This is a genomic window from Streptomyces sp. NPDC088810 (genome assembly GCF_044750305.1).
GTDB lineage: Bacteria > Actinomycetota > Actinomycetes > Streptomycetales > Streptomycetaceae > Streptomyces.
In genome coordinates, this window is the sequence record NZ_JBIVJQ010000002.1 from 222,638 (window position 1) to 248,738 (window position 26,101).

Genomic DNA, 26,101 nt, shown 5'->3' on the forward strand with positions numbered 1-26,101 from the left:
CCTTCGTGCTCGGCGCCGGACACCGCACCATCGCCCCGACCGATTCGAAAGGCCCCCCGTGCCCAGCAAGAAGGCCCTCGTCCGCCGCCCCAGCACCCGCCTCGCCGACGGCCTGGTCACGCACATCGAGCGGGAGAAGGTCGACGTCGGGCTCGCCGGTGCACAGTGGGAGGCCTACGTCGAGGCCCTGCGTACGCACGGCTGGGAGACGATCGAGGTCGAACCGGCCGACGACTGCCCCGACTCGGTGTTCGTCGAGGACACCGTCGTCATGTACAGGAACGTGGCGCTGATCACCCGACCCGGCGCCGAGTCCCGGCGGGCGGAGACCGCCGGCGTCGAGGAGGCCGTGGCCCGCCTCGGCTGCTCGGTGAACTGGATATGGGAGCCGGGCACGCTGGACGGCGGTGACGTCCTGAAGGTCGGCGACACCGTGTACGTCGGCCGCGGCGGGCGGACCAACGCGGCCGGCGTGCAGCAGCTGCGGGCGGCCTTCGAACCGCTGGGCGCCCGTGTGGTGGCCGTGCCCGTGAGCAGGGTGCTGCACCTGAAGTCGGCGGTGACCGCGCTGCCCGACGGCACGGTCATCGGGCACATCCCGAAGATCGACCGGCCGTCGCTGTTCCCGGGCTTCCTGTCGGTGCCGGAGGAGTCCGGCGCGCACGTGGTGCTGCTCGGCGGCAGCACACTGCTGATGGCGGCGAGCGCACCGAAGACCGCCGAGCTGCTGACCGATCTCGGCCACGAGGTGGTGACGGTCGACATCAGCGAGTTCGAGAAGCTGGAAGGCTGTGTGACCTGCCTCTCGGTGCGGCTGCGGGAGCTGTACGCCTGATCGGGTGATCCCGGCGCTTTGACGGCCCCGGGACCTGCGGGTCCCGGGGCCGTCCGGCGTCCCCGCGGAAGGCCGGCCGGGGTGGGCTGATCAGCGGTTCTTTACAGCAGACTTAACCTACGGCTTCGTAACCTACGGATTCGTAGCTTACGATCACGTAGGCCCGGCACCGCTCGCCGGCCCACCCCGTTCCACTTCCCCTTGTTCGGCGTCCCCCTGGAGCTCCCGTGACGATCACCTCCTCGCACCCCGGCAACCCGTCCGTCTGGACCGACGCACGGCTGCTGTACGCACTGGAGGAAGTGGTCGAGAAGGAGCTGAACCGGCATCTGCAGGTCGCCAAGGACTGGATGCCGCACGAGTACGTGCCGTGGAGCGACGGGCGCAACTTCCCGGGCCTGTTCGAGGACGGCGAGGCCTGGGACAAGGACCAGTCCAAGGTGACGGAGATCGGCCGTACCGCCCTCGTGGTCAACCTGCTGACCGAGGACAATCTGCCGAGCTACCACCACGAGATCGCCACGCTCTTCGGCCGCGAGGGCGCCTGGGGCACCTGGGTGCACCGCTGGACGGCCGAGGAGGGCCGGCACGGCATCGTGATGCGGGACTACCTGCTGGCCTCCCGCGCGGTGGACCCGGACAAGCTGGAGCGGTTCCGCATGGCCCACATGAGCGAGGGCTTCGAGTCCGACAACCGGCACTCGATGCTGCACTCGATCGCCTACGTCGCCTTCCAGGAGCTGGCCACGCGGATCTCGCACCGCAACACCGGCCACCAGTCCGGCGACCCGGTCTGCGACCGCATGCTGGCCCGCATCGCGACCGACGAGAACCTGCACATGGTCTTCTACCGCAACCTGCTCAAGGCCGCCTTCGAACTGGCCCCGGACCTGACCATGCAGGCGGTGCGGGACGTCGTCGTGAACTTCCGCATGCCCGGTCACGGCATCCCCGGCTTCGAGCGGGCCGCCGCGCAGATGGCGATCGGCGAGGTCTACAACCTGCGCATCCACCACGACGACGTGCTGCAGCCGGTGCTGCGCTTCCTGAAGGTCATGGAGATCGACGGCCTCGGCCCCGAGGGGCTCCAGGCGCAGGAGGAGCTCGGTCTGTACCTGGGCGGGCTGGACGCGGAGGCCGCGAAGTTCGACGAGAAGCTGGCCGCGCGCAAGGCCCGGATGGCGGCACGCGCCGCGGGCTGACGCCCCGCGCGCGGGGCGCGCGGTCTCCGCGGCCGGCGGGCGGTGCCTGCGGGCGGTGTGCGGCGGCGGTGTCAGCGGGCGGTGCGGCGCAGGGCCAGGCGTTCCTTCTCCGACAGGCCGCCCCAGACGCCGAACCGCTCGTCGTTGGCCAGCGCGTACTCCAGACAGGCCGGGCGCAGCTCGCACATGGCGCAGATGCGCTTCGCCTCGCGCACCGAGCTGCCCGGGTCGGGGAAGAAGAAGTCCGGCCCGGTCTGCGCGCACAGGGCCTGCGCCTGCCAGGTGTCGTCGGCCGGGGTGATGGTTTCGGAGTGCATGGCCAGGAGCCTGCCCCACGCCGAAAAACGTTCGATCAACGCCGGCTCAACGGCGCGCCCCGGGCCCCCGGCCGCCCCGATGATGCTCCCCCGGGCCCGGCGCGCGCACGGCGGCGCGCGGCACCGGCACGAAAACCCGGGGAACGCAGACCGCCACGCGGGGTGAGCGCGGGCCGGTGCGGCGCGTCGCACGGCTCCGGCGGCGATTGTCAGTGGGCGGTGCCAGACTCGGCAGTGCACAGGACGGGACCCCTTGCGAGGAGGGCCGAGATGCTCACCACCCGTTTCGTCAACGGCGCGCCCAACTGGATCGACGTCGGCAGCCCCGACATCGACGGCGCCACCTCCTTCTACGGCGGCCTGTTCGGCTGGGAGTTCCGGTCGGCGGGGCCGGACGCCGGCGGTTACGGCTTCTTCCAGCTGGACGGCCGGACCGTGGCGGGCGGCATGCAGACCGGCCCCGGGCAGGGACCCCCGGCCTGGACGGTGTACTTCCGGAGCGAGGACGCCCAGGCCACCGCCGAGGCGGCCGAACAGGCCCACGGCAGAGTGGTGTTCCAGCCGACGGACGTGATGGGCCAGGGCCGCATGGCGCTCCTCGCCGACCAGGCGGGCGTGTACTTCGGGATCTGGCAGCCGGGGCAGACCAAGGGCGTGGACGTGGCGAACGAGCCGGGCGCGCTGTGCTGGGTCGAGCTGTACACGCCGGACATCGCGGCGGCCGCCGCCTTCTACCGGCGGGTGCTCGGCCTGGAGACGTCCGGGGTGCCGTTCCCGGGCGGGACCTACACCTGCGTCAACCCGGAAGGCGCCGGGGAGGACGCGATGTTCGGCGGGATGGTGCCGCTGGCCGACGATCCGACCGAGAAGGAGTCCGGCGCCTACTGGCTGCCGTACTTCGAGGTGGCGGACACCGACGCCGTGGCCGAACAGGCACAGCGGCTCGGCGGGACGGTACGGATGCCCGCGACGACCCTGGAGGGCGTGGGCCGCATGGCCAAGCTGGCCGATCCGTACGGGGTCCGCTTCGCGGTGATCAGAAGCGAGCCGGCGCAGGGCTGAACCCCCCTGAACCCCCGTAGCGCCTGGGCGGCGGTCACGCGGAGGCGCGGCGTATCAGGGTCGTCGGCAGGATCACTCCCGTCGCCGGTGCGCCCGGGGCACCGGCCGACGCACGCTCCCGGTCCCGGCCGTCGGACAGGCCCTGCAGCAGCAGGCGGGCCATCAGCCGGCCCATCTCCTCGATGTCCTGACGGACCGTGGTCAGCGGCGGGTCGGCCTGCTCGGTGACCGGCAGCATGTCGTCGAAGCCGACCACGGCCACGTCCTCGGGCACCCGCCGGCCGCTCTCGCGCAGCACCCGCAGCGCGCCGAGCGCGGTGAGGTCGTTGGCGGCGAACACGGCGTCGACGTCCGGGCAGCGCTCCAGGAGTTCCCGCATGGCGCGTTCGCCGCCGGACGGGGTGAAGTCGCTCTCCACGACCAGCCGGGGATCGCTCTCGCCCAGCACGTCGGCCATGACGTCCCGGTAGCCGTCCAGCCGGTCCACCGCCGAGGTCTGGTCCAGCGCACCGGTGAGGTGCGCGACGCGCCGGCGGCCGAGGTCCAGCAGATGCCGTACGGCCGCGCGCGCCCCGCCCCGGTTGTCGCAGTCGACGTACACCACGCCCGGGTCCTCGGCCCGCACGCCCTCGCCCCAGTCGGGGCGTCCGCCGAACACGGTGGGCACGCCGGCGTCGCGGATGAGACCGGGCAGCGGGTCGTCCAGGTGGAGGGAGAAGACGAGCGCGCCGTCGACATGGCCGCCGGCGAGGTACCGGGCCACGCGCGCGTGGTCGGCGCGGCCCTCGGTGAGCAGCAGCACGAGCTGGTTGTCGTGCGCGGTCAGCTCCTTGCTGATGCCGCGCAGCTGGAGGGCGAAGAAGGGGTCGGCGAAGACCCGGGCCTCGGGCTCGGCGATGACGACCGCGACGGCGTCGTGGCGTCGGGTGACGAGGCTGCGCGCCGCCTGGTTGGGGACGTAGCCCAGTTCCTCCACGGCCCGCCGGACCCGCTCGGCCAGGGGTTCGCGGACCCCGTCGCCGCCGTTGACCACGCGGGACACGGTGGCCCGGGACACGCCGGCCCGCGCGGCCACGGCCTCCAGCGTGGGACGCGACACTGCCTCGGTCACTTCGGGACTCCTCCTCGGCGGGTGGCGATCAGGATAGCCGCGCGGCGCCCGCCCGGACGGTGCCCGGAGCGACCGGAACCGGGCGGCTCAGCCCAGCAGATCGACCGTCGTCCCGAGGCCCCGGCGCTCCGCCTCCCGGAACGCGTGCCAGGCGAGGGCGAGATCCTGCCAGGGCAGTCCGACGGGGGCGTACACGGTGCGCTGCCGGGCCGAGGTCCGGCCGGGGTGCGTGCCGCGCAGGATGTCGGTGAGGGTGGCGTCGGCGGCCGTCCGGGTCGGTCCGGGTGCCGCCAACGCGCCCGCCGTGGCGGCCAGTTCCCGGTCGTCGACGACGAGGAGGGCCGCGTCCAGCAGGTCGGCGGCGAGTTCCCGTTTGCCGGGCTCGTCGGTGCCGAGGCTGGTGAGGTGCTGCCCGGGGCTGGTGTCGGCGAGGGCCAGCAGCGGTGTCCGGGACCAGGTGGCGAGCAGGACGACGTCGGCCGCCCCGGCCACCGCCCGGGCCGAGCCGAGCGCCCGGCCGCCGTGCCGGGCGGCGAACCCGGCGGCCCGCGCGGGGTCCGTGTCGTGGACGACGAGGTCCCGGAACCGGCGCCCGCCGGCGAGGCCGCGCAGGGTCAGCTCGGCCTGCGCGCCCGCTCCGATGACGCCGAGGACCTCGTACCCGGCGGGGGCCAGCAGCCTGGTGCCGAGGGCGGCGGCCAGTCCGGTGCGCCAGGCCGTGACGGTGGCGGAGTCCAGCAGGGCGAGCAGTTCCCCGTCGGCGCCGGCGTGCAGGCAGATCACCCCGCGCAGGGCGGGCCGGGCGCCGGGGAACTTGGCGTTCACCTTCACCGTGTAGGCGTCGACGCCGGGCAGCAGGCCGGGGATGAGAGCGGTGGCGGTGCCGGGGAACGGCAGGCCGGTGCGGACCCGTCGCCCGGGGACGGACACCTCGCCGGCCGTACGGAAGCCGTCGCGCAGGGCGCGGAGACAGGCCGCGGGGTCGAGCACGGCCTCCAGATCGCTGCGGGTCAGCACACGGGTCACCCGGTCATGATCGCTCACCGGTCCGCGGCCCCACCCGTCAGGGTTCGCGCCGGGCCCGGCTCGGCTGGACGCGTTTGGGTTCGCCGGGCATCTTCGGGTACTCCGGCGGGTACGGCAGGTCGCCCAGGCCGTGGTCGTGCTCGTCCCGGCGGGCCAGTTCCAGCAGCGCCTCCAGGGAGTGCGCGTGGTCGTCCATGCCGGCGTGCACGTCACCGAGTTCGGCGAACCGGGCCGGCATGGTGGCGAGGTCGAAGTCGCGGGGCTCGGCCACGCCGACCTCCTCCCAGCGCAGCGGCGCCGAGACGGGGGCGTGCGGGCGGGGACGTACCGAATAGGCGGAGGCAATGGTGCGGTCTCTCGCCGTCTGGTTGTAGTCGATGAAGATCCGGCGCCCGCGTTCCTCCTTCCACCACTTGATGGTCACCTGGCCGGGCATCCGGCGTTCCATCTCCCGGCCGACCGCGATCGCCGCGCGGCGCACCTGGGTGAAGGTCCAGCGCGGTTCGATGGGGACGAAGACGTGCAGGCCCCGGCCGCCGGAGGTCTTCGGCCAGCCGCGCAGCCCGCCGAACTCCTCCAGCACCGCGCGCAGTTCGTGGGCGGCGCGGGCCGCGTCGGCGTAGTCGGTGCCGGGCTGCGGGTCGAGGTCGATACGCAGTTCGTCGGGGCGGTCGACGTCGGTGGCGCGCACCGGCCAGGGGTGGAAGGTCAGGGTGCCGTACTGGGCGGCCCACACCACGGCGGCCTCCTCCGTGGGGCACATCTCGTCGGCGCTGCGCCCGCTGGGGAAGGTGATGTGGGCGGTCGGGATCCAGCCGGGCATGCCCTTGGGGGCCCGCTTCTGGTAGAACCACTCGCCGCCCACGCCGTCCGGGTAGCGCTCCAGGGTGGTGGGGCGGTTGCGCAGGGCGCGCAGGATGCCGGGGCCGACGGAGGCGTAGTACCGGGCGAGGTCCAGCTTGGTGAAACCGCGCTCCGGGAAGAACACCTTGTCCGGGCTGGACAGCCGTACGGTCCGGCCGCCCACCTCGAGTTCCACCGCATCACCCATGCGGCCACGGTAGGCGCACCCCGCACTGCTCGCATACCGGGCGAAGCCGTATGTATGCGAGCAGAATCGAGGCATGGATCTCCCCGTCATGCCGCCCGTGAAGCCGATGCTCGCCAAGTCGGTGGCGAAGATCCCGCCGGGGATGCACTACGAGGCGAAGTGGGACGGCTTCCGGTCGATCGTGTTCCGGGACGGGGCCGAGGTCGAACTGGGCAGCCGTACCGGAAAGCCCCTGACCAGGTACTTTCCCGAGCTGGTCGCGGCGCTGACGGAGCGGCTGCCCGAGCGGTGCGTGCTGGACGGGGAGATCGTGATCGCGCGCGGCGGCCGGCTGGACTTCGACGCGCTGACCGAGCGGATCCACCCGGCGGCCTCCCGGGTGCGGATGCTCGCCGAGAAGACCCCGGCGTCCTTCGTCGCCTTCGACCTGCTGGCCCTGGACGACCACGCCCTGCTCGACGTCCCGCTGGCCGACCGCCGCGCCCTGCTGGACCGGGCCCTCTCCGAGGCGACCCCGCCGGTGCACCTGGCGCCCTCGACGACCGACATCGAGGTGGCCCGGCACTGGTTCGAGCAGTTCGAGGGCGCCGGCCTGGACGGGGTCGTGGCCAAACCGCTCACCCTGCCCTACCTGCAGGACGAGCGGGCCATGTTCAAGATCAAGCACGAGCGGACCGCGGACGTCGTGGTCGCCGGGTACCGCTTCCACAAGAGCGGCCCGGTGGTCGGCTCGCTGCTGCTCGGGCTGTACGACGCGGACGGCCGGCTCCAGCACGTCGGCGTGTCGGCCGCGTTCGCCATGAAGAAGCGGGCCGAGCTGGTCGAGGAGCTGGCGCCGCTGCGCATGGACGACGTCTCCGGGCACCCGTGGGCCGCCTGGACGGACGAGGCCGCGCACGAGACGGCCCGGCTGCCGGGCGCGCCGAGCCGCTGGTCCGGCAAGAAGGACCTGTCCTGGGTGCCGCTGCGGCCGGAGCGGGTGGCCGAGGTGGCGTACGACCACATGGAGAACGGGCAGCGGTTCCGGCACACGGCCCGCTTCCGCCGCTGGCGGCCGGACCGTACGCCGGAGAGCTGCACCTACGCCCAGCTGGAGGAGCCGGTGCGCTACGACCTGGCGGAGATCCTCGGCGAGAAGGACCCCGGCTGAGCCGGATGCCCGGCTACGGCTGCATGAGGATCTTGACGGCGCCGTCCTGCTTGCGCTGGAACATCTCGTACGCGTGCGGTGCCTGCGCCAGCGGCAGCCGGTGCGTGGCGAAGTCGTCGACGCCGAGGGTGTCCTCGTCCGTCAGGTAGGGCAGGATCAGGTCGGTCCACCGGCGGACGTTGGCCTGGCCCATGCGCAACTGGATCTGCTTGTCGAACAGGGTGAGCATCGGCATCGGGTCGGCCATGCCGCCGTAGACACCGCTGAGCGAGATCGTGCCGCCGCGGCGGACCAGGTCGATGGCCGTGTACAGGGCGCCGAGCCGGTCGACGCTGAAGCGTTCGGCGAGCGGCGCGCTCAGCTTGCGGGGCATCAGCGCGGTGGCCGTCTGGGCGAGTTTGGCCGCGGCGCTGCCGTGCGCCTCGGTGCCGACGGCGTCGATCACGGCGTCCGGGCCCCGGCCGCCGGTCTCGTCCCGGATGGCCTGGACCAGCGTCTTCTCGTCGTCGAAGGCCCTGAGGTCGTACGTCTCGACACCGCGCCGCTGCGCCCGGGCCAGCCGCTCGGGCACCAGGTCGACGCCGAAGACGCGCTCGGCGCCGCGGGCCCTGGCGATCCGGCAGGCCATGTCGCCGATGGGGCCGAGGCCGAGGACCGCGAGGGTGCCGCCGGGCGGCACGGCCGCGTACTCGGCGGCCTGCCAGGCGGTGGGCAGCACGTCGGAGAGGTAGACGAACCGGTCGTCCGGCGGGCCCTCGGGCACCTTGATCGGGCCGAACTGGGCCTGCGGGACACGCAGGTACTCGGCCTGGGCCCCGGGCACGGCGCCGTACAGGCGGGTGTAGCCGAAGATGGCGGCGCCCATGCCCTCGCCGGTGACCTGGGTGGTCTCGCACTGCGTGGGCAGCCCGGTCAGGCACATCCAGCAGTTGCCGCAGGCGATCTGGAACGGCACCACGACCCGGTCCCCCACCGCGAGGTCCGGCACACCCGGGCCGACCTCCTCGACGATGCCCATGGGTTCGTGGCCGAGGATGTCCCCCGGCGTCATGAACGGGGTGAGTACCTCGTACAGGTGCAGGTCGGAGCCGCACAGTCCGGTGGACGTGATGCGGATGACGGCGTCGGTGGGCTCCTCGATCCGCGGGTCGGGCACGTCCTCGACCCGGACGTCCCGTTTGCCCTGCCAGGTGACTGCCTTCATGGGGTCGCGCTCCCTTGGTCGCGTACGGATGCGTCCTGCGTCCCGATGCGGTGGCGGCCGGGTACCCGCCCGCACCCCCGCCGAACCCATGGCCAACGGTGCCCCGGTGCGCGCACAATCGGACGACACGGACGGGGTGGCGACGGTGGGCACGGGACACAGGGCACGCACGCGGCGTGCGGCACGGACGGCGGCGCTGCTGAGCGTCGCGCTGACCGCCTCCCTCGTAGCGGGCTGCACGGGCCACGGCAGGGACGACGACCGCGCCCCGCACGGCACCGCGACCCCGACGCCGAGCCGTCCGGCCGCGGCCGGCTCACCACTCGCCGTGAAGATCGACAACGTGGGCGCGGCACGTCCGCAGACCGGGCTCGGCGCGGCGGACGTGGTGTACGTGGAACAGGTCGAGGGCGGCCTGAGCCGCCTGCTGGCGGTGTACGCGACACGGCTGCCGAAGACCGTCGGACCGGTGCGCAGCGCCCGCGAGTCCGACCTGGAACTGCTGCGCCAGTTCACGATGCCGACGCTCGCCTACTCGGGCGCCCAGCGCGCACTGCTGCCGCTGATCGACCGGGCACCGCTGCGCCCGCGGTCACCCGACGAGGCCCCCGACGCCTACTACCGGGGCACCGGCCGGGCCGCCCCGCACAACCTCTACCTGCACCCCGCCGCGCTGCTGCCCGCCGCCCCGGGCGCGGCGGCGCTGACCACGGGCTTCCGCTACGGCCCGGCGCCCTCCGGCGGCACCCCGGTGTCCGCGCGCACGGTGCGCTACCCGGCCGCCCGCCTCGCCTTCACCTGGTCCGCCGGGCGCGGCGGCTGGCTCGTCGCGATGGACGGCGCGCCCTCCGTGACGACCGACAGCGGCCGGCCGGCACCGGCCACGGTGGTCGTGCAGCACGTGAGGGTCCGTACCTCCCGCTACCACGACGTGCTCGGCAACCGGACGCCGTACACCGAGACGGTCGGCTCCGGGCGGGCGGAGGTGCTGCGCGACGGCCGGTCGTACGACGGCTTCTGGTCGCGGCCCACGGCGGCGGACGGTACGGCGTTCACGACGGCGGACGGCGGACGGCTGGACTTCGCCGCCGGGCAGGTGTGGGTGGTGTTCGTACCGGCGTTCTGAGGAGGGACGCGGGTCAGCGACCTGGACGACCCGGGCGACCCCGCCCACTGCACCGGCTTCGCCGGCCCACCGACCGTACCCTGGAGCGACCTTGACCGTTCAGTCGCCCGTCTACCGCAAACCCCGCCCCGTCTCCAGCACCTCCCGCGCCTGCGTCACCAGCCCCTCCGCCCCACAGGCCCGCGCGAGGTCCAGGCCCCGGCCCAGTTCCGCGACCGAGCGGGCGGCGATGCCGTACTCGACGCGGGCCGCCGCGTGCTCGTACTGGCAGGGCGAGGCCTCCAGGTAGGTGACGGCGCGGGCGGCGAGCTGGACCGCGCGCTGGCCCGTCTCCAGGGCGGCGGCGCAGCGCAGGGCCTCGCCGATGGCGGTGTCCGTGCCGAACCGCTCGGCCTGCCGGCGGGCGTCGGCCGCCAGCTGGGCGGCCCGGGCCGGGTCCTGCCCGGCGAGGGCCTTGGCGAGCTCGATGGACCAGGGGGCGAGGACGGGGTTGTGACCGCCGCGTGAGGCGGCGGTCTTCTCGGCGGCCTCCAGTTCGTTGATGCCTTCCTCGGTGCGGCCGACGGCGAGGAGCAGCCGGCCGCGCACGGAGCGGATGTCGGGCAGCACGATGGTGGACGGGTACGGCGGCGCGAACCCGTACTGTTCGGCGACCGACCAGGCCTCCTCCACCCGGCCCCGGGCCAGCAGGGTGTCGACCAGGCCGCAGCTGGCCGACCAGTACAGAGGCAGGCGGCGGCCGACGCGTTCGGCGAGGACCAGGGCCTCGCGGAGGGTGGACTCGGCGTCGCGGAGCCGGCCCTGTCTGCGGTAGGCGAGTCCGAGGAAGGCGTTGGCCAGGGAGAGGTGGCCGCCGCGCCAGCCGGCCGTGGTGTAGACGCGGCGGGCCTCGGCGAACAGGCTCTCGGCCCGGTCGAGCCGGTCCGCGTAGGCGTACGCGCTGCCGAGCATCATCAGCAGCTCCATGCCCCACTCGGGGTCGGTCCAGCCGAGTCCGGGCGCGAGCCGGCCGTTGACCAGGGCGCGGTCGCACAGTTCGAGGACCTCGTCGGCGCTCTCGCCGTGGGTCATCGCGTCGAAGCCGCGCAGGATCAGCAGGGCGCGTTCGGCGTTGTCACGGCCGGAGCAGGTGCTCGCCAGTTCGGCGAGGCGCCGGGAGCGGGCCGGGGAGACGGTCTCGCCGTGGATGCCCTCCCACATGAACTGGAACGCCTGCAGCCGCATCCGCACCGGGCCGGCCTCGTGCCGGGCCGCTTCGGCCTCGACCGTGCGGACGGCCTCCTCCAGCTGGTCGTTGTGGAGCAGCGCCTGGGAGAGGCGGACGACGGCGTCGACCCGGTCGTCCCCGTCCAGGCCGGGCATGCCGAGCGCGCTCTGCAGATGGTCGATGGTGACGGCGGGGTTGGTCAGGAGGGTGGCGCAGCCCAGTTCGTAGAGGACGTGCGCGTGCACCTCGGGGCGGGGCGGCTCCTGAAGCGCGCGTTCCAGGCAGCGGCGGGCCGCGTCGGGCGCGCCGACGGCGAGGTGCTCGCGGGCGGCCTCGCGCAGTTGCTCGACGAGTTCCTCGTCGTCGTCCGGGTGCACCTTGAGCAGGTGCCGGGCGGCCTCGGCGGCGCCCCGGCCCAGCTCGGTGATGATCTGCGCGGCGACGCCGTGCATGGCCGTGCACACGCCGGGCGGGATGGAGTTGTAGACGGCGGTGGCGATCAGCGGGTGGACGAACTCCAGCTCGTCGCCGGTCGGTTCGGTGCCGGCGGCCGGCTGGGGTTCGGTGAGGATGCGGGCGTTACACAGCAGCTCGGCGCAGTTCCGCGCGAGTTCGTCGTTCATGGTGGCGAGGCGGGCGACCATGTCGACGGTGATGCCGGTGCCGAGGATGGCGGCGGCCCACGCGAACCGGGTGGCCTCCAGGCCGAGGCCCTTGAGCCGGTCGACCAGTCCGCCGCCGCGGGCGGCGCGGTTGAGCGCGCGCAGCTCCGCGGCCTGCGCCTCGGCCGGCTGCAGTTCGCTGTCCTGGACCTTGGCGAGGAGTTCGACGGTGTCGTAGGGGTTGCCGCCGGTGACGGCCCAGACCTCGCGGCAGAACGGGTCGTCGGCGTGCCGGCCGAGGGTGGCGCGGGTGAGCCCGGCGGTGGCGTCCGGGGTGAGGGCGCTGAGGTTCTGGACGGGGCGGCCCGCGGCGGCGGCCACCTCGTCGAGCAGGCGGGCGCTGTCGCCGCTGACCTCGCCGGGACGGCGGGCCACCACGACGAGGACCGACAGGTCGTCCAGGCGTTCGGCGAACGCGGCGAGCCAGCGCAGGGTCTCCTGGTCGGCCCAGTGCGCGTCGTCGAGGAGGAGGACCAGCGGCCATTCGCGGCGGGCGAGCCGGCGCACCGCGGCGACGAGTCCGTCGCAGACGTACTGCGGGTCGGCGTTGTCCCCTTGCGGTTCGGCTATGCCGAGGGCGGGGCCGGCGATGTCGTACCAGTCACCGAGGTACTCGCGGGCCTCCTCGGGCAGTAAGGACAGCAGCGCCGGCTGGAGCAGCTGTCGTACGACGTGGAACGGGACCGATCTCAGCGTCTCGGCGCCGCGGGCGGACCAGACGGCGCAGCCGCGGCGTTCGGCGATGCGGCGGATCTCGGCCAGCAGCGCGGTCTTGCCGAGTCCGGCCTCGCCCCGCAGGACCAGCAGGCTGCCCGCGGACGACTGGTCCGCGCACAGGACGTCGAGTGCCTGCGCGACGGTGGCGATCTCGGCGTCCCGCTCCCACAGGGGAGCCGAGCCGGCCGCCGACGGCCGTCCCTCCGTCATCCCGTTACCTCCCCAGGTCGCCCGAATGACGTACAGAGCCCGAGCGTAGCCCTCCGGCGGGGCCCGTGGTGGCCGGTCGCGGCACCTGTTGCCCGCCCGGGTGAAAGAGGGTGCGGGCAGGCGACGCGCGCGCCTGTCCCACCAGCGGACGGAGTGTCAACAAGGCGGCCCGGGCGACGTCTGCGGGAAACAAACCGGGCGGAACGCCGCGGTCCGCCCACCGGGCGGCTGATCCTCTCATCCCGCTTTCACCGTCACCTCATACGGTGGGGGCATGACGCAGGTGACTCCCCCCGGGTGGTATCCCGACCCCGGGCAGACGAACGACGGCCCGCCCACCGAGCGCTGGTGGGACGGCAAGGCCTGGACGGACCAGACCCGCCCCGCCGGCACGGCCGCCTCCTGGGGTCCCCCGGCACAGCCGCCGGCGGACGGCCCGCAGCCGGCCGGCCCGGCGCCCTCCGCCCCCACGGGGTACGGCGCCCACCCCGCACCTCCGGGCCATCCGCCGTATCCGCAATATTTCGCCCAGCCGCCGGCCCGCCCCCGGCGCGGACTGCGCACCGGCATAGCCGTCGCCGTGACGGCCACGGTACTGGCGTGCGTCGGAGTCGGCGTGTACCTCCTCACCAAGGGCGACGACGGCAGCGGCGACCGGGCGGGCTCGCGGCAGGGGCCGGGCGACGGGCGGAACGGCGGGCAGGGCAGCCCGTTCGACGGGCCCGGCGGCTCGGGCGGATCCGGCGGCTCCGGCGGGGCCTCGCCGTCCCCGAGGCAGTCCGAGGCGCCGAAGGTCAAGGGCGGCGGCTCGGTACCGGACCCGGTCAACGGGATCAGCCTGCCGGTGCCGAAGGGCTGGACCGGGCAGGCGATCGACGTCGGGGCGCAGGTGACCTCCGACGACTCCTACACGTGCCCGGGCAACCCGGCCCAGACGTGCACCGCGGGCGGCGCCTACACGGCTCCGGCGGTGGTGCTGGGCACCAAGGGCGACACCGCCGAGGAGGTCGCCAAGGCGGACATCGCGGCCAACGCCAAGAAGTCGTACGGCGGCACCACCTACGGCAGCATCACCTCGCACCGGCAGCTGGCCTCCGAGGCGGTCACGGTGGCCGGGCAGAAGGGCTACCTGGTGCGCTGGAAGGCGGTCACCAGCAAGGGCGCCGACGGCTATGTCGAGTCGGTCGCCTTCCCCTCGCCCAACGACGCCCGGCAGATCGTGGTGGTCCGCTTCGGCGTGGACGCCGGGCAGCAGCTGTCCGTCATCGACGAGATCCTCAAGGGGATCAAGGTCTCCTCCGGCGGCGGGTACGGCCAGGACGTCTGAGACCGGACCGGCGTGACACGGATCGGCCGGGTGGGATTCCCCTCCGCTCAAGAGGAACCCCACCCGGCCGGGGGGTGCGCGCCGCCCCCGTCCCCACGGTGCGGCGCGGGCAGGCCGCCGTCCAGTCATCCCGTGGACGGCGGCCTGGGTCTCATGTCAGTCCGAGCGCGGGCAGCACGACGGCCTCCACGAACCGGACCAGGTAGTCGGAGTCGGCGTACTGGCCGTTGAGCACCGGCCGCACGCGCAGGACGCCGAACATCATGGCGGGGATGTACTCCAGCGCCGGGTGGCCCGCCCGGACCTCACCCCGCGCCACGCCCCGGGCGAGGATCTCCTCCAGCGCGGCGATCTCCGGGTCCACCAGCGCCTCGCGCAGCGCCCGGGCCAGCTCCTGGTCGGTCGTCACCGCGTGACCCAGCGCCTGCAGCAGCCGGGTGTCCTTGCCGGACCAGTCGCCCGCGGCCCGCGCGGCCTGGCGCAGGTCCTCGGCGAGTGATCCGGTGTCGATGCCGGCGAACTTCACCCGGCGGCTGGCGCGCAGCGCCGCCGCGACGAACTGCGGCTTGGTCTTCCACTGCCGGTAGAGCGTGGACTTGCTGCACCGGGTGCTGGCGGCGATGCCCTCCATGGTGACGGAGTCGTAGCCGCACTCGCGGATCTGTTCCAGCACGGCGTCGAAGAACTCCCGCTCACGCTCCGGCGTGATCTTGGAGCGGCGCGAGGCGACGACCGTGTCCGGTCCGTCCGCGGCCTGCGACGTCATGCGGTGCTTCCCCTCACTCGTGCCTGTTTCCCAGTGTGTCGCACATCAATCGATACGCCAGTGTACCGGTACTCAACCGTATCGGTACACTGGCGTATCGGTACGACAGCGTATCGATGAGTTCCGGTGCCGACCGGGACGCACGCACCACCACCGCACCACCGTCAGCGAAGGGGCCGGGGGATGAACGCCCGAACCGAGCCTGCGGAGGCGGACACCGAGCCGGAAGCACCGGCACGGCCGCCTCTGATACGTGAGTTCCTGCTGGTCGCCGGACTCTTCCTCGTCTACAAGCTCGGCCGGCAACTGGCCACCGGCCACACCGGCGAGGCGTACCGCAACGCCCGCCGCGTGTGGCACCTGGAGCGGACCGTGCACCTGCCCCACGAGACCGCCGTGCAGTCCGCACTGCTGCACGGCGACACCCTCGTCCACGTGGCGAACACCTACTACGCCACCGTCCACTTCCCGGCCACCCTCGCCTTCCTCGTCTGGCTCTACCTGCGGCGGCCCGCGCACTACGTCTGGGCCCGCCGGGTCCTCGCGGTCGTCACCAGCGCCGCCCTCGTCCTGCCGTTCACCTTTCCGCTGGCCCCGCCGCGGATGCTGGCCGGAACCGGCCTCATCGACACCGCCCGCGTCTACGGCCCCTCCGTGTACGGCCCCCCGTCCAGCGACCACCTCTCCAACCAGTTCGCGGCCATGCCCTCGCTGCACTTCGGCTGGGCACTGATGCTCGCGATCGGCCTGATCGCCGCCACCCGGTCCCGATGGCGCCGGCTCTGGCTGCTGCACCCCCTGATCACCCTCCTGGTGATCGTGGGCACCGCCAACCACTACTGGCTCGACGCGATCGTCGCCACGGCCATGCTCGGCCTCGTCCTCGCCGCCATACACCCGCCGCACCGCACCGCCACCACGGCGGCGCGCGGCACCGGCCGGCTGAACACCCCCGAGCCCGCCCTGGCGGGAGCGAGCCGATGAGCACCGCCACCGTGGCCGCCCTCGGCCTGTCACTCGTCTCGGCCGTCGCCTACGCGCTCGCCGCCGTCGCCCAGGAACGCCTCGCCTCCCGCAGCGCCGGCACCGGCCTGCTGCGACTGCTGGGCACCGGCGCCTGGTGGTCGGCGGTCGGCCTCAACGCCGCCGCCGCACTGCTGCACGTCATCGCCCTGAAGTACGGCCCGCTGACCGTCGTACAGCCCCTGGGCGCGCTCACCCTGGTCGCCGCCGTACCGCTGGGCGCACGCGCGGCCGGACGGCGGGTCACCGCCGCGGAGTGGCGCGGTACGGCACTCACCCTGCTCGGACTCGCCGCGCTGCTGATCACCGCCTCCGGCCCCGCTCCCGCCCGGGCCCTGTCCCTGACCGAGGCCCTGGCCGTCGCGGGTACGACGGGCACCGCGATCGGCCTGCTGACCTGGCCCGGCGTCCGGCCGGGCCTCCGGCACGCGACCGCGTCCGGCTTCGCCTCCGGTGTCGCCTCCGCGCTCACCCAGACGGTCACCGTGGCAGCCACCGACCGCTCCGGCCCGACCCTCAGCACCGAGGTGATCGTGGTCGCCGTGCTCGTCGCCGCCTTCGCCGTCGGCGGACTCCTGCTGTCCCAGACCGCCTACCGCGGCGGCCTCGGCGCCCCCCTGGCCGTCGTCACCCTCGCCAACCCGATCTCCGCCGCCGTCATCGGCCTCACCCTGCTGGGCCAGGGCCTGCAGGGCGGTGCGGCGGGCACGCTCCTGGCCCTGGCGGGCGCGGGGCTGGCGGCGTGGGGGGTCGTGCTGCTCACCCGGGCGGCCCCGGAAAGCGGTGGCGGCCCCGGCCGTGCCGGGCAGTCCGGGGAGTACGGCGGGCACGATGAGCATCCGGTGGCCGCGGTGCTGGCGCTGGAGCCGGGGTCGGCTGCGGCGGAGCCCGTGCTGGTGCCTCGGCAGCCGGAGCAGCCGGGGCATCTCACGGCGCTGTGATCTGCATACGGAATACGAAATACAGAATACGGAATGCGGCAGACAGCAGACGGCAGACGCGAGACGCGACATCGCATACTGCGGACCGCATGCTGCTGGTCCGTAGACAGCAGGCCGCAGACAGACCGCATACACCAACCCGGATCCAGCAGATCGCATACCGCGAACCCCATACACCGCACGGCATACGGCGGCGGCCGGTGCGCGGAGACATCCGCAGGCACCGGCCGCCGTCGCCGTACTCGTCGCCGCTGCAGCGGCGTCCCCGCCGGGTCACCCCCAGCCGCGAGCGTCCTGCTTGAGGGCAGTGTCCACAGTGAGCGCCGTGGCCACCACGAGGCTCAGCAGCGGCTCGGGCAGCTGGTAGTGGATCTGCAGGACGTAGTTGTCCGCGGTCGTGAACAGGGTCTTGGCGAGGCCTTCCCAGGTCTTGGTGATCCGGGCGACCTCGTTGTCCGCGTGGTCGACGATGGCGAAGTTCCAGGCCCGCCAGTTCTCCGCCTTGATCGCGCCGACCTGCTGGCCGTTCGCCATCATCGCGAAGTTGATCTTGCCGATCATGTTCTTCTGGACGATCTCACCGACCGGCGAGCCGTCCGGGCGGGTCACGACGACCCGCGACTTGAAGATCTTCGCGGGCCGGGTCAGCAGCAGCTGGGGCTGGCCGTAGGCGTCGCGGATCTCCAGCTTGTGGGTGAGGAACTGGTCGAGGCTGGAGACGAAGCGCAGGATCTTGCGCAGCACGCCCTGCCCGACCTGGGTGACCGAGCCGATCTCCCGGCCGCTCTGATCCATGACCTTGTACTCGTTGGTCAGCTCGATCAGCTTGGCCTTCTGGTTCACGACCAGGACGGGCTCGGTGAAGAGGGTGCCGCCACCGGGGCCGCCGGCCGTGACGCCGGCCTGCTGCTGCACCTGGCGCTGCACCTTGGCGTCACCGGCCTGCTGTTGCGGGAAGGCGGCCTGCTGCGGCGGAACCTGCCCGGCCGGCTGCTCGGCCGGGTTGGTGTGCTCGGTCCACTGCGAGCCGTCCCAGTAGCGGAGCGTCTGCGCCGCCCCGTGCGGATCCGGGTACCAGCCTGCAGGAGTGTTCGATTGCGTGGTCACCGGGGCACACTACCCTGCTGTGACCGGTACCTGACCAGTCCGCACGGAGCGGTGTTCATCGCGCGTTCACCCCGTGACGATCGCCGGGTCGCTGATGCCGGGCAGGCCGTTCTCCACGTGACCGGCGAAGCCGCGCAGGAAGGCGGGGTCGGCGTCGGAGGTGACGGTCAGGTCGTACCAGCGCCTGCTCGCCGCCAGTGCGACGGTGTGCCGCACGGTCGCGCCGGGGCGCACCGTCACCGTGACCGGGCTGCCGCCGTAGCCGTTGGCCAGCTTCAGTTTCACGGTGCCGGAACCCTTGTTGGTGAAGGTGAGCTCGATGTCGTCTCCCGCGTGCCGGGCGGTGACCTCGGGCCCGGCGACCTTGTTGCGGCCCTTGAAGACGCGCAGGAAGCCGTTGGGGCCGTGCACGGCGAGGTCGTAGCTGCCGCCGGAGTAGACGGAGTTCCAGGTGTCCGAGAGCGTCTTGCCGGCCTGCGTGGTGTAGGTCCAGGGGCCGTCGGTACGGCTGTTGGACGTGACGAGGAAGGCCGCGCCCGCGTGCGCGCCCGAGGCGAACCTGAGCGTGTACTTTCCGGCCGCGGTGTCCGCCGAACCGTCCACCACCGGGGCGTACTTCAGCGGACGGGTGGGCCGGCAGCCGGGCTCCTGCCGGGGCAGGGACGGGTTGGCGGGCGGCTTGGGCACGTAGTCGGGGTGGCGGTCGTGGTCCTTTGGCTGGTAGCCGGCCGTGGAGGGCAGGGCGACGGGCGCGGTGTCCTTGCGGGAGAAGTCGAAGGCACTGGTCAGGTCGCCGCAGACGGCGCGCCGCCAGGGCGAGATGTTCGGCTCCTGGACACCGAAACGCCGCTCGATGAACCGGATGATCGAGGTGTGGTCGAGGGTCTCGGAGCAGACGTAACCGCCCTTGCTCCACGGGGAGACGACCAGCATCGGCACCCGCTGGCCGAGCCCGTAGGGGCCGGCGACGTGGCCGGCGTCGCCCTTGAACAGGTCCGGCGCGGGGTCGACCGTCGACTTGCCCTGGGCGGCGGAGGCCGGCGGGTAGGGCGGGATGACGTGGTCGAAGAAGCCGTCGTTCTCGTCGTAGGTGATGAACAGCGCCGTCTTCGCCCATACGTCGGGGTTGGCGGTGAGCGCGTCCAGGACCTGGGAGACGTACCAGGCGCCGTAGTTGGCGGGCCAGTTGGGGTGTTCGGTGAAGGCCTCGGGGGCGACGATCCAGGAGACCTGGGGCAGCCTGTCCCGCTGTACGTCAGCCTTGAGCTGGTCGAAGAAGCCCTCGCCCTTGCGGGCGTCGGTGCCGGTGCGGGCCTTGTCGTACAGGGGATCGCCGGGCGCCGCGTTCCGGTACCGGTTGAAGTAGAGGAGCGAGTTGTCGCCGTAGTTGCCGCGGTAGGCGTCGGTGATCCAGCCCCAGCCGCCGTCGGCGTCGAGGCCGTCGCCGACGTCCTGGTAGATCTTCCAGGAGACCCCGGCCTGCTCCAGTCGTTCGGGGTACGTCGTCCAGCCGTACCCCTTCTCGTCGTTGCCGAGGACCGGGCCGCCGCCCGTGCCGTCGTTGCCGGTGTAACCCGTCCACATGTAGTAGCGGTTGGGGTCGGTGGAGCCGATGAGTGAGCAGTGGTAGGCGTCGCAGATGGTGAAGGCGTCCGCGAGCGCGTAGTGGAAGGGGATGTCGTCGCGGGTCAGGTACGCCATCGTCGTCGCGGACTTGGCGGGCACCCACTTGTCGTACTTGCCGCCGTTGAACGCGGTGTGGCCGTCGTTCCAGCCGTGCGGGAGGTCCTGGATGAAGGCCAGGCCCAGGTCGTCGGCGTCGGGATGGAACGGCAGGACGTCCTTCGTGCCGTCGGACTGTTTCCAGACCGACCGGCCGTTCTGGGTGACCGGGCGGGGGTCGCCGAAGCCGCGGACTCCTCGGAGCGAACCGAAGTAGTGATCGAAGGAACGGTTTTCCTGCATCAGGACGACGATGTGCTCGACATCGTCCACCGATCCGGTGCGGTAGTGGGCGGGCAGGGCTGCCGCGCGCTGGATGCTGCCGGCCAGCGCGGTGAACGCCGTGGTGGCGCCGGCGAGTTGCAGGAAGCGCCGCCGGTTGACTTCGGGCATGAGTGAGGGTCCTCTCATCCTGACGTACCTGATGCCGTCAGATGACGGAATCTGCGCGGAGCGAGTGTTCCAAGAGCAGCAAACGTCAGGGAAGGGTCTGGTGGCACCCATGTGAAACTCGGCGGTCCGTGCGGTGCCGCGCGCCCGGCGGCGGGCGGCCCGCTTCTCCTCGTCCTCGGCGCCGTGCCCCGGCGCGCCCGCACCGGGGCACGGCTATGGGCGGCCTCAGGATGTCAGATACGCCTCCACCTCACTGAACTGACCCGCCGGCCAGCCCGTGTTGGCGCTGACCGTCAGGCGGAGGTAGCGCAGGTTCGTGCTGCCGGGCAGGGACACCGTCGCGGTGTTGCCGGTGGCCGGGTCGAAGCGGTAACCCTGGGCGCCGACGACGGTCGAGTAGCCGGAGCCGTCCGTGCTGCCGAGCACCGTGACGGTCTGGGTACGGGCGCCCCAGGCGGCGGACGGCGGCAGCTTCAGCACCAGGCGGCGCACCGCGTAGGACGAGCCGAGGTCGACCGTCCAGGACTGCGGGAAGGCGTTGTTGGCGGACTCCCAGTAGCTGTTCGCGTCGCCGTCGACCGCCTTGCCCGGCGTGTAGACGTCCTGGGAGCCGGTCGCGGTGGCCGGGCGGCCCTTGGCGAGGTTCCGGTCGGGGCCGGGATCGGGGTTGCCCTGTCCGGGCTGCGGCCAGGTGGAGCAGTCCGACCACGTGCTGGACCAGCCGGAGTTGCCGCCGCCGTCGGTGAGGGTGAAGGAGCCGGAGTTCGCCGGGTAGGGGCAGTTGTAGACGCCGGCCGCCCCGACCTGGGTGGCGGTGACGTTCTTGAAGGTGGCCGCGCCCTGCGCCTCGGCCTGGACGACGACCGTACCGGTGTTCCGCACGGTCGCGCCGGAGACGTTGACGTTCCGCACCGGGTAGCCGCGGCCGCCGCCGGAGACGAACTCGAAGGCGCTGTACGGGCTGTCGGTGATCGTCGTGTCGGTGATGTCGACGGTCGCGCCGATGGCGCTGTCGTAGGAGTCGACACGCAGGGCACCCATCGGGTGGTTCCAGTTGGGGTTCATCGCACCGGTGCGCACCAGCGTGTTGCCGTCGACCGTGATGGTGCCGGCGAGGGGGTGGAAGGGGTCGAGGAACTTCTGGTTGGAGATGGCGATCCCGCTGCCGAGGGCGTTGGTGTCGGAGATCAGGTTGTTGCGTACGGCGATGTCGGTGCCGCCGTAGATGGCGATGCCGTTGGCGAGGTTGGGCTGCGAGATGGTGTTGTTCTCGAAGCTGGAGCCGGTGTCCGGGGAGTACAGCGACCACATGGCGAGGGAGTCGTCGCCCTGGTTGCGCAGGAAGTTGTTGCGGACCCGGACGCCCTTCGCGGTGCCGTTGAGGTTGAGGCCGTCGGCGGTGGTGTCGAGGATGCGGCTGTTCTCCACCACCAGGTTGTCGTTGTTGCCCGTGAGCCACAGGCCGACCTTCAGGTGCTGGATCCACATGCCGGAGACGGACGAGTCGGGTCCGAGGGAGCCGTTGACGAAGTTGTCCGGGCTGGAGTCGACGCGTTCGGTGACCTCGCCGATGACCGCGAAGTCCTTGATGCGGACCTTGCCGGCGGAGGCGGACTGGTCGATGAAACGGGAGGTGTGGACGACCGTGTACCAGCTGCCGGCGCCCTGGAGGGTCACGTTCTGTACGCCGCTCAGGGAGGACGTGATCCGGTAGTCGCCCGGTGGTATCCACACCGTGCCGCCCTGGGCTGCTGCGATGGCGTCCCGGAAGGCCTGGGTGGAGTCGCCGCCGCCGCTGGGGTCGGCGCCCTCGGAGACGACGGACACCGATCCGGCGGGCTGGGTGGCGGCCGGGGCGACCTGCTCGAAGTCGGCGACGTCGACGGTGACCTGGACGCCGGCCGCCTCGACGGCGACCTTGTCGCCGGCCTGGACGTTCCGCCCGAGCAGCAGCCGGGTGTTGTCGAAGAAGTGGTGCGTCTTGGCGCCGGGGATCCAGCCGGTGTCGATGTACGAGTACGTGGAGGTCACCGGGAGGGTCTTGGCGAGCCGGGTGCCGTTGACGTATACGTTCAGCGCCCCGGACTGACCGTCCGGGACACTGTATGCAACATTCAGTGCATTGGAGGCACGCGGCACGGTGAACTCCACCCGCTGCCCGGCGGCCAGCCGCACGGCCTGCCGGCCGGAGGCCTCCGAGGCGAGGGTGCCCTGCGTGTAGTCCGGGCCGATTCTCGTACCGTTGCCGGTCGCCGACTCGGCCTCCACGGAGGTGAAGGGCAGTGTGGCGCCCGCCGCCGCGTGGGCGGCCGGGGCGACGGCGACGAGCATGCCGGCGGCGAGGGCGACGACCGCCCCGATCGCCGGCATGCGCCTGACATGTCTGGCGGTGCTGCTGTGCATGTGCTGATCCCTTCGTGGTGGGGGTGTCTGGGATAGCAAGGTGCGTTCGGGTGCGGCTCAGGCGCGCAGCCAGGCCGCCGTGTCCTGCGGCAGCCGGCCCGCGTCGTCCAGCGGGCCACTGCCGAGCAGGAGCCGGGAGTGGGCGGGGAGGTCGGCGGGCGTGGCCGCGAGGTTGACCACGCACAGCACACCGTCCGCGCGGGAGAAGGCGAGCACGCCGTCGGGGGCGGGCAGCCAGGTCAGGGGGCCGTCGCCGAACCGGGGGCGGAGGGCGATGGCCTGGCGGTAGAGGGTGAGCATGGAGTCGGGGTCCTGGAGTTGACGGTCGACTGCATACGATGGCCAGTCGACCGGCTGCGGCAGCCACGGCTCCTGGCGTGAACCGAATCCCGCATACGGCATACCGTCGACCCACGGCAGCGGCACCCGGCAGCCGTCGCGGCCGGGGTCGACTCCATGCGATCGGAAGTACATCGGATCCTGTATGCGGTCGACCGGTATCTCGGCCTCCGGCAGCCCCAGCTCCTCCCCCTGGTAGACGTACACCGACCCCGGCAGCGCCAGCGACAGCAGCGCCGCGGCCCGCGCCCTCCGGGTCCCCAGCGCCGGGTCCGTCGGCGTGCCGAAGGCCTTGGTGGCGAAGTCGAAGGCGGTGTCGGCGCGGCCGTACCGGGTGACCGTGCGGGTGACGTCGTGGTTGCACAGTACCCAGGTGGCCGGGGCGCCGACGGGGGCGTGTGCGGCGAGGGTGGTGTCGATCGAGGCGCGCAGCCGGCCGGCGTCCCAGGGGCAGGTGAGGAAGGAGAAGTTGAAGGCGGTGTGGAGTTCGTCGGGGCGGAGGTAGCGGGCGAAGCGTTCGGGGTCGGGGAGCCAGACCTCGCCGACGAACACGGCGTCGTAGGCGTCGGCCACGCGCCGCCAGGAGCGGTAGATGGTGTGGAGTTCGTCGCGGTCGAGGAAGGGGTGCGGTTCGGGGTGTGCGGCGAGGTCGGGGAGGTCCGCGTCCTTGACGAGCAGGGCCGCGGAGTCGATGCGGATGCCGGCGACGCCCCGCTCGAACCAGAAGCGCAGGATGTCCTCGTGTTCCCGGCGGACGGCGGGGTGGGCCCAGTTGAGGTCGGGTTGTTCGGGGGTGAACAGGTGCAGGTACCAGTCGCCGTCGGGCAGGCGGGTCCACACCGGTTCGGTGGAGCCGGCGAACTGTGACGGCCAGTCGTTCGGGGGGAGTTCGCCGTGTGGGCCGCGTCCGGGCCGGAAGTGGAAGAGTTCGCGTTCGGGGCTGCCGGGCCCGGCGGCGAGGGCGGCCCGGAACCAGGGGTGCCGGTCGGAGACGTGGTTGGGCACGATGTCGACGATGGTCCGGATGCCCAGCTCACGGGCCTCGGCGATGAGTTTCTCGACCTCGGCGAGGGTGCCGAAGGCGGGGTCGATGGTCCGGTAGTCGGCGACGTCGTAGCCGCCGTCCTTCAGGGGTGACAGGTACCAGGGGGTGAACCACAGGGCGTCGACGCCGAGTTCGGCCAGGTATGGCAGCCGGGAGCGGACGCCCGCGAGGTCGCCGGTGCCGTCGCCGTCGCCGTCGGCGAAGCTGCGGACGTACACCTGGTAGATGACGGCCGAGCGCCACCAGTCAGGGTCTTTGCGGGCATGGCTGGGCTGTCCCACGGGGCGTGCCTTTCTGTGGAGGGGGCGGCGGCGTCAGCCCTTGGTGCTGCCCGCGCTGATCCCGGCGATGATGTGCCGCTGGAAGACGAGGAACAGCGCCACCATCGGGATGCTGGCGATCACCATCGCGGCGATGAGCACGGTGAGCTGGATGTTCTGCGACAGCTGGACCAGGGCGACGCTGATCGGCTGCCGGCCGGTGTCGGAGAAGACCAGCAGCGGCCACAGGAAGTCCTGCCAGACGGCGACCAGAGCGAAGATCGAGACCACGCCGAGGACCGGCCGGGACATGGGCAGGACGACGGACCGCAGGATCCGCAGCGGGCCGGCGCCGTCGATCGCGGCGGCCTCCAGGACATCGCGGGGCAGCTGGTCGAAGAACCGTTTGAGCAGGTAGAGGTTGAAGGCGTTGGCGGCGGCCGGCAGCCAGACGGCGAGGGGGTCGTTGAGCAGGCTGGTGTGGAGAAACGGGAGGTCGGCGACGGTGAGGTACTTGGGGACGACCAGCGCCTGCGCCGGGACCATGAGGGTGGCGAGGATGCCGCCGAGGACCGCCTTGCCGAAGGCGGGTTGCAGCCTGGACAGGGAGTACGCGGCGGCCGTGCAGAACACGAGTTGGAAGGCCCAGGCGCCGGCGGCCTGGACGACCGTGTTCACGAGGTGCTGCGGGAGCTGCATCAGGTTCCAGGCGTCGGTGTAGCCGGCGAGGTGCCAGTGCTCGGGCAGCAGTGTCGGAGGGGTCCTGGTCACCTCGTCCGGGGATTTCAGGGCGCCGGTGACCATCCAGTAGACGGGGAAGAGGAAGGCGAGCGTGAAGAGGAGGACGACGGCCGTGAAAACCGTCCAGTAGACGGCCTTTCCGCGCGGGCGGGCGAGGGCGGCCGGGGAGACGAGGGTGCGGGTGCCGGTTGTCATGCGTCCCCCTCGGAGCGGGTGAGCCGGAGGTAGGCGGCGGAGAAGGCGCCGAGCAGCAGGAGGAGCATGACGCTCAGGGCGCAGGCGCCGCCGAAGTCGTTGTAGAGGAAGGCGTATTTGTAGATGAGGTAGAGGACCGTGACGGTGGCGTTCTCGGGGCCGCCGCCGGTGATGACGAACGGTTCGGTGAACACCTGCATGGTGGCGATGACCTGAAGGAGCATCAGCATCAGGATCACGAACCGGGTCTGCGGGACGGTGATGTGCCGGACGCGTTGGAGGAGGTTCGCGCCGTCGAGTTCGGCCGCCTCGTACAGCTCGCCGGGGATGGACTGCAGGGCGGCCAGGTAGATGAGGACGGTGCCGCCCATGTTGGCCCAGGTGGCCACGATGACGAGGGAGACGAGTGCGGTGCCGGTGCCGTTGGACCAGTTCGAGGTGGGCAGGTGCAGCAGGCGCAGCGTCTCGTTGGCGAGGCCGGCTCCGGGGTCGTAGAACCACTTCCACAGCAGGGCGCTGACCACGGGCGGGATCATCACCGGCAGGTAGACCGCGACCCGGAAGAAGGCCTTGGCGTGCCGTAGTTCGTTGAGGACGAGGGCGAGGAGGAAGGGGACGGCGAAGCCGAGGAGGAGGGCCAGCAGGGTGAAGGCGAGGGTGTTGCGCCAGGCGGCCGTGAACTCGGGGTCGTGCAGGACGCGGGTGAAGTTGGCGGTGCCGGCCCATGCGGGCGGGGAGCCCGGTGTGTACGTCTGGAAGGCGATGACGACGGCGCGGATCGCCGGGTACCAGGAGAACAGGGCGAAGCAGAGCAGTCCGCCGAGGAGGAAGGCGTAGGCCCGGACCTGGTCGGTCAGGCGGCGGCGTCTGCGGTTCCCTGCCGGGGGCGGCGCCGGGGCCGGCGGGACGGCGGTGTGCGCCGTGGGCTGCCGCTCGGCCGTGTTCGCCGTCTTCGTCAT

At 72.5% G+C, this 26,101-nt stretch carries 21 protein-coding genes; 8 read left to right on the forward strand and 13 right to left on the reverse strand.

The genetic code is table 11. The features are described from left to right. Nucleotides 1-58 precede the first annotated feature (58 nt). Complete coding sequence (ddaH, locus tag ACIP4Y_RS07680) at nt 59-835, forward strand: dimethylargininase (RefSeq protein ID WP_401389140.1); 777 nt, start codon at nt 59-61, stop codon at nt 833-835. 227 nt (nt 836-1,062) lie between these two features. Then, nucleotides 1,063-2,037 carry an acyl-ACP desaturase gene (locus ACIP4Y_RS07685; protein WP_401389143.1) on the forward strand — a complete coding sequence of 325 codons (975 nt, stop codon included), beginning with the start codon at nt 1,063-1,065 and terminating at the stop codon, nt 2,035-2,037. 71 nt (nt 2,038-2,108) lie between these two features. Here the strand turns inward: ACIP4Y_RS07685 and ACIP4Y_RS07690 are convergent, their stop codons facing one another. Then, a complete protein-coding gene (locus tag ACIP4Y_RS07690) occupies nt 2,109-2,354 on the reverse strand; it encodes a WhiB family transcriptional regulator (protein ID WP_401389146.1) in 246 nt (81 codons plus the stop codon). A gap of 270 nt (nt 2,355-2,624) precedes the next feature. On the opposite strand from ACIP4Y_RS07690, the gene ACIP4Y_RS07695 reads away from it, so the two are divergent. Further along, nucleotides 2,625-3,416 (forward strand): VOC family protein, encoded by a 792-nt coding sequence (locus ACIP4Y_RS07695; protein WP_401389149.1) that lies wholly within the window; start codon nt 2,625-2,627, stop codon nt 3,414-3,416. Between the two features lie 34 nt (nt 3,417-3,450). On the opposite strand, the gene ACIP4Y_RS07700 is transcribed toward ACIP4Y_RS07695, so the two are convergent. The 3 genes from ACIP4Y_RS07700 to ligD all read right to left on the reverse strand — a co-directional run bounded on the left by ACIP4Y_RS07700 (nt 3,451) and on the right by ligD (nt 6,604). Beyond that, a complete protein-coding gene (locus ACIP4Y_RS07700; protein WP_358637050.1) occupies nt 3,451-4,527 on the reverse strand; it encodes a LacI family DNA-binding transcriptional regulator in 1,077 nt (358 codons plus the stop codon). Between the two features lie 87 nt (nt 4,528-4,614). Next, nucleotides 4,615-5,553, reverse strand: a complete 939-nt coding sequence (locus tag ACIP4Y_RS07705) for an ornithine cyclodeaminase family protein (protein ID WP_401389152.1) — start codon at nt 5,551-5,553, stop codon at nt 4,615-4,617. Between the two features lie 37 nt (nt 5,554-5,590). After that, on the reverse strand, nt 5,591-6,604 hold the full coding sequence (gene ligD / locus ACIP4Y_RS07710; protein ID WP_401389155.1) for a non-homologous end-joining DNA ligase: 1,014 nt from the start codon (nt 6,602-6,604) through the stop codon (nt 5,591-5,593). A gap of 73 nt (nt 6,605-6,677) precedes the next feature. Between ligD and ACIP4Y_RS07715 the strand changes: the two genes are divergently transcribed. Beyond that, a complete protein-coding gene (locus ACIP4Y_RS07715) occupies nt 6,678-7,754 on the forward strand; it encodes an ATP-dependent DNA ligase (RefSeq protein ID WP_401389158.1) in 1,077 nt (358 codons plus the stop codon). A gap of 13 nt (nt 7,755-7,767) precedes the next feature. Here the strand turns inward: ACIP4Y_RS07715 and ACIP4Y_RS07720 are convergent, their stop codons facing one another. Further along, nucleotides 7,768-8,958: a zinc-dependent alcohol dehydrogenase gene (locus tag ACIP4Y_RS07720; protein WP_401389161.1), complete on the reverse strand. Its 1,191-nt coding sequence runs from the start codon at nt 8,956-8,958 to the stop codon at nt 7,768-7,770. An 88-nt stretch (nt 8,959-9,046) separates the two neighbouring features. Here ACIP4Y_RS07720 and ACIP4Y_RS07725 point away from each other — a divergent pair, with 88 nt between their 5' ends. After that, nucleotides 9,047-10,084 carry a DUF3048 domain-containing protein gene (locus tag ACIP4Y_RS07725; RefSeq protein ID WP_401389164.1) on the forward strand — a complete coding sequence of 346 codons (1,038 nt, stop codon included), beginning with the start codon at nt 9,047-9,049 and terminating at the stop codon, nt 10,082-10,084. A 111-nt stretch (nt 10,085-10,195) separates the two neighbouring features. On the opposite strand, the gene ACIP4Y_RS07730 is transcribed toward ACIP4Y_RS07725, so the two are convergent. Continuing rightward, on the reverse strand, nt 10,196-12,880 hold the full coding sequence (locus tag ACIP4Y_RS07730; protein WP_401389167.1) for an ATP-binding protein: 2,685 nt from the start codon (nt 12,878-12,880) through the stop codon (nt 10,196-10,198). 274 nt (nt 12,881-13,154) lie between these two features. Between ACIP4Y_RS07730 and ACIP4Y_RS07735 the strand changes: the two genes are divergently transcribed. Next, the gene (locus ACIP4Y_RS07735; RefSeq protein WP_401389169.1) at nt 13,155-14,207 is read left to right on the forward strand and encodes a DUF2510 domain-containing protein; all 1,053 of its coding nucleotides are present in this window, start codon (nt 13,155-13,157) and stop codon (nt 14,205-14,207) included. Nucleotides 14,208-14,358: 151 nt separating this feature from the next. Here the strand turns inward: ACIP4Y_RS07735 and ACIP4Y_RS07740 are convergent, their stop codons facing one another. After that, nucleotides 14,359-14,973 carry a TetR/AcrR family transcriptional regulator gene (locus ACIP4Y_RS07740; protein ID WP_401389172.1) on the reverse strand — a complete coding sequence of 205 codons (615 nt, stop codon included), beginning with the start codon at nt 14,971-14,973 and terminating at the stop codon, nt 14,359-14,361. Between the two features lie 183 nt (nt 14,974-15,156). On the opposite strand from ACIP4Y_RS07740, the gene ACIP4Y_RS07745 reads away from it, so the two are divergent. Together ACIP4Y_RS07745 and ACIP4Y_RS07750 are read left to right on the forward strand one after the other, a co-directional pair. Continuing rightward, nucleotides 15,157-15,957: a phosphatase PAP2 family protein gene (locus ACIP4Y_RS07745; protein WP_401389175.1), complete on the forward strand. Its 801-nt coding sequence runs from the start codon at nt 15,157-15,159 to the stop codon at nt 15,955-15,957. Continuing rightward, a complete protein-coding gene (locus ACIP4Y_RS07750; protein WP_401389178.1) occupies nt 15,954-16,937 on the forward strand; it encodes a hypothetical protein in 984 nt (327 codons plus the stop codon). The genes ACIP4Y_RS07745 and ACIP4Y_RS07750 overlap by 4 nt, the downstream gene beginning before the upstream one ends. 273 nt (nt 16,938-17,210) lie before the next feature. Here ACIP4Y_RS07750 and ACIP4Y_RS07755 read toward each other — a convergent pair whose 3' ends face one another. From ACIP4Y_RS07755 to ACIP4Y_RS07780, 6 genes are all read right to left on the reverse strand, one after another. Next, nucleotides 17,211-18,044, reverse strand: a complete 834-nt coding sequence (locus ACIP4Y_RS07755) for a phospholipid scramblase-related protein (RefSeq protein ID WP_401389181.1) — start codon at nt 18,042-18,044, stop codon at nt 17,211-17,213. A 66-nt stretch (nt 18,045-18,110) separates the two neighbouring features. Next, nucleotides 18,111-20,159: a phosphocholine-specific phospholipase C gene (locus ACIP4Y_RS07760; protein WP_401389184.1), complete on the reverse strand. Its 2,049-nt coding sequence runs from the start codon at nt 20,157-20,159 to the stop codon at nt 18,111-18,113. 225 nt (nt 20,160-20,384) lie between these two features. Then, nucleotides 20,385-22,562 carry a discoidin domain-containing protein gene (locus tag ACIP4Y_RS07765; protein ID WP_401389187.1) on the reverse strand — a complete coding sequence of 726 codons (2,178 nt, stop codon included), beginning with the start codon at nt 22,560-22,562 and terminating at the stop codon, nt 20,385-20,387. A 57-nt stretch (nt 22,563-22,619) separates the two neighbouring features. Continuing rightward, complete coding sequence (locus ACIP4Y_RS07770; RefSeq protein ID WP_401389190.1) at nt 22,620-24,227, reverse strand: glycoside hydrolase family 13 protein; 1,608 nt, start codon at nt 24,225-24,227, stop codon at nt 22,620-22,622. Nucleotides 24,228-24,260: 33 nt separating this feature from the next. Next, nucleotides 24,261-25,142, reverse strand: a complete 882-nt coding sequence (locus ACIP4Y_RS07775; protein WP_401389193.1) for a carbohydrate ABC transporter permease — start codon at nt 25,140-25,142, stop codon at nt 24,261-24,263. Beyond that, nucleotides 25,139-26,101, reverse strand: coding sequence for a carbohydrate ABC transporter permease (locus ACIP4Y_RS07780; protein WP_401389196.1), 963 nt, complete (start codon nt 26,099-26,101; stop codon nt 25,139-25,141). The genes ACIP4Y_RS07775 and ACIP4Y_RS07780 overlap by 4 nt, the downstream gene beginning before the upstream one ends.

Coding starts and splice junctions, on each gene's coding strand:
- ACIP4Y_RS07760 (WP_401389184.1), bottom strand. CDS start 20,159: ATGCCCGAAGTCAACCGGCGGCGCTTCCTGCAACTCGCCGGCGCCACC.
- ACIP4Y_RS07765 (WP_401389187.1), bottom strand. CDS start 22,562: ATGCACAGCAGCACCGCCAGACATGTCAGGCGCATGCCGGCGATCGGG.
- ACIP4Y_RS07730 (WP_401389167.1), bottom strand. CDS start 12,880: ATGACGGAGGGACGGCCGTCGGCGGCCGGCTCGGCTCCCCTGTGGGAG.
- ACIP4Y_RS07725 (WP_401389164.1), top strand. CDS start 9,047: ATGGCCAACGGTGCCCCGGTGCGCGCACAATCGGACGACACGGACGGG.
- ACIP4Y_RS07775 (WP_401389193.1), bottom strand. CDS start 25,142: ATGACAACCGGCACCCGCACCCTCGTCTCCCCGGCCGCCCTCGCCCGC.
- ACIP4Y_RS07695 (WP_401389149.1), top strand. CDS start 2,625: ATGCTCACCACCCGTTTCGTCAACGGCGCGCCCAACTGGATCGACGTC.
- ACIP4Y_RS07745 (WP_401389175.1), top strand. CDS start 15,157: ATGAACGCCCGAACCGAGCCTGCGGAGGCGGACACCGAGCCGGAAGCA.
- ACIP4Y_RS07715 (WP_401389158.1), top strand. CDS start 6,678: ATGGATCTCCCCGTCATGCCGCCCGTGAAGCCGATGCTCGCCAAGTCG.
- ACIP4Y_RS07720 (WP_401389161.1), bottom strand. CDS start 8,958: ATGAAGGCAGTCACCTGGCAGGGCAAACGGGACGTCCGGGTCGAGGAC.
- ACIP4Y_RS07750 (WP_401389178.1), top strand. CDS start 15,954: ATGAGCACCGCCACCGTGGCCGCCCTCGGCCTGTCACTCGTCTCGGCC.
- ACIP4Y_RS07740 (WP_401389172.1), bottom strand. CDS start 14,973: ATGACGTCGCAGGCCGCGGACGGACCGGACACGGTCGTCGCCTCGCGC.
- ligD (WP_401389155.1), bottom strand. CDS start 6,604: ATGGGTGATGCGGTGGAACTCGAGGTGGGCGGCCGGACCGTACGGCTG.
- ACIP4Y_RS07780 (WP_401389196.1), bottom strand. CDS start 26,101: ATGACGAAGACGGCGAACACGGCCGAGCGGCAGCCCACGGCGCACACC.
- ACIP4Y_RS07735 (WP_401389169.1), top strand. CDS start 13,155: ATGACGCAGGTGACTCCCCCCGGGTGGTATCCCGACCCCGGGCAGACG.
- ACIP4Y_RS07690 (WP_401389146.1), bottom strand. CDS start 2,354: ATGCACTCCGAAACCATCACCCCGGCCGACGACACCTGGCAGGCGCAG.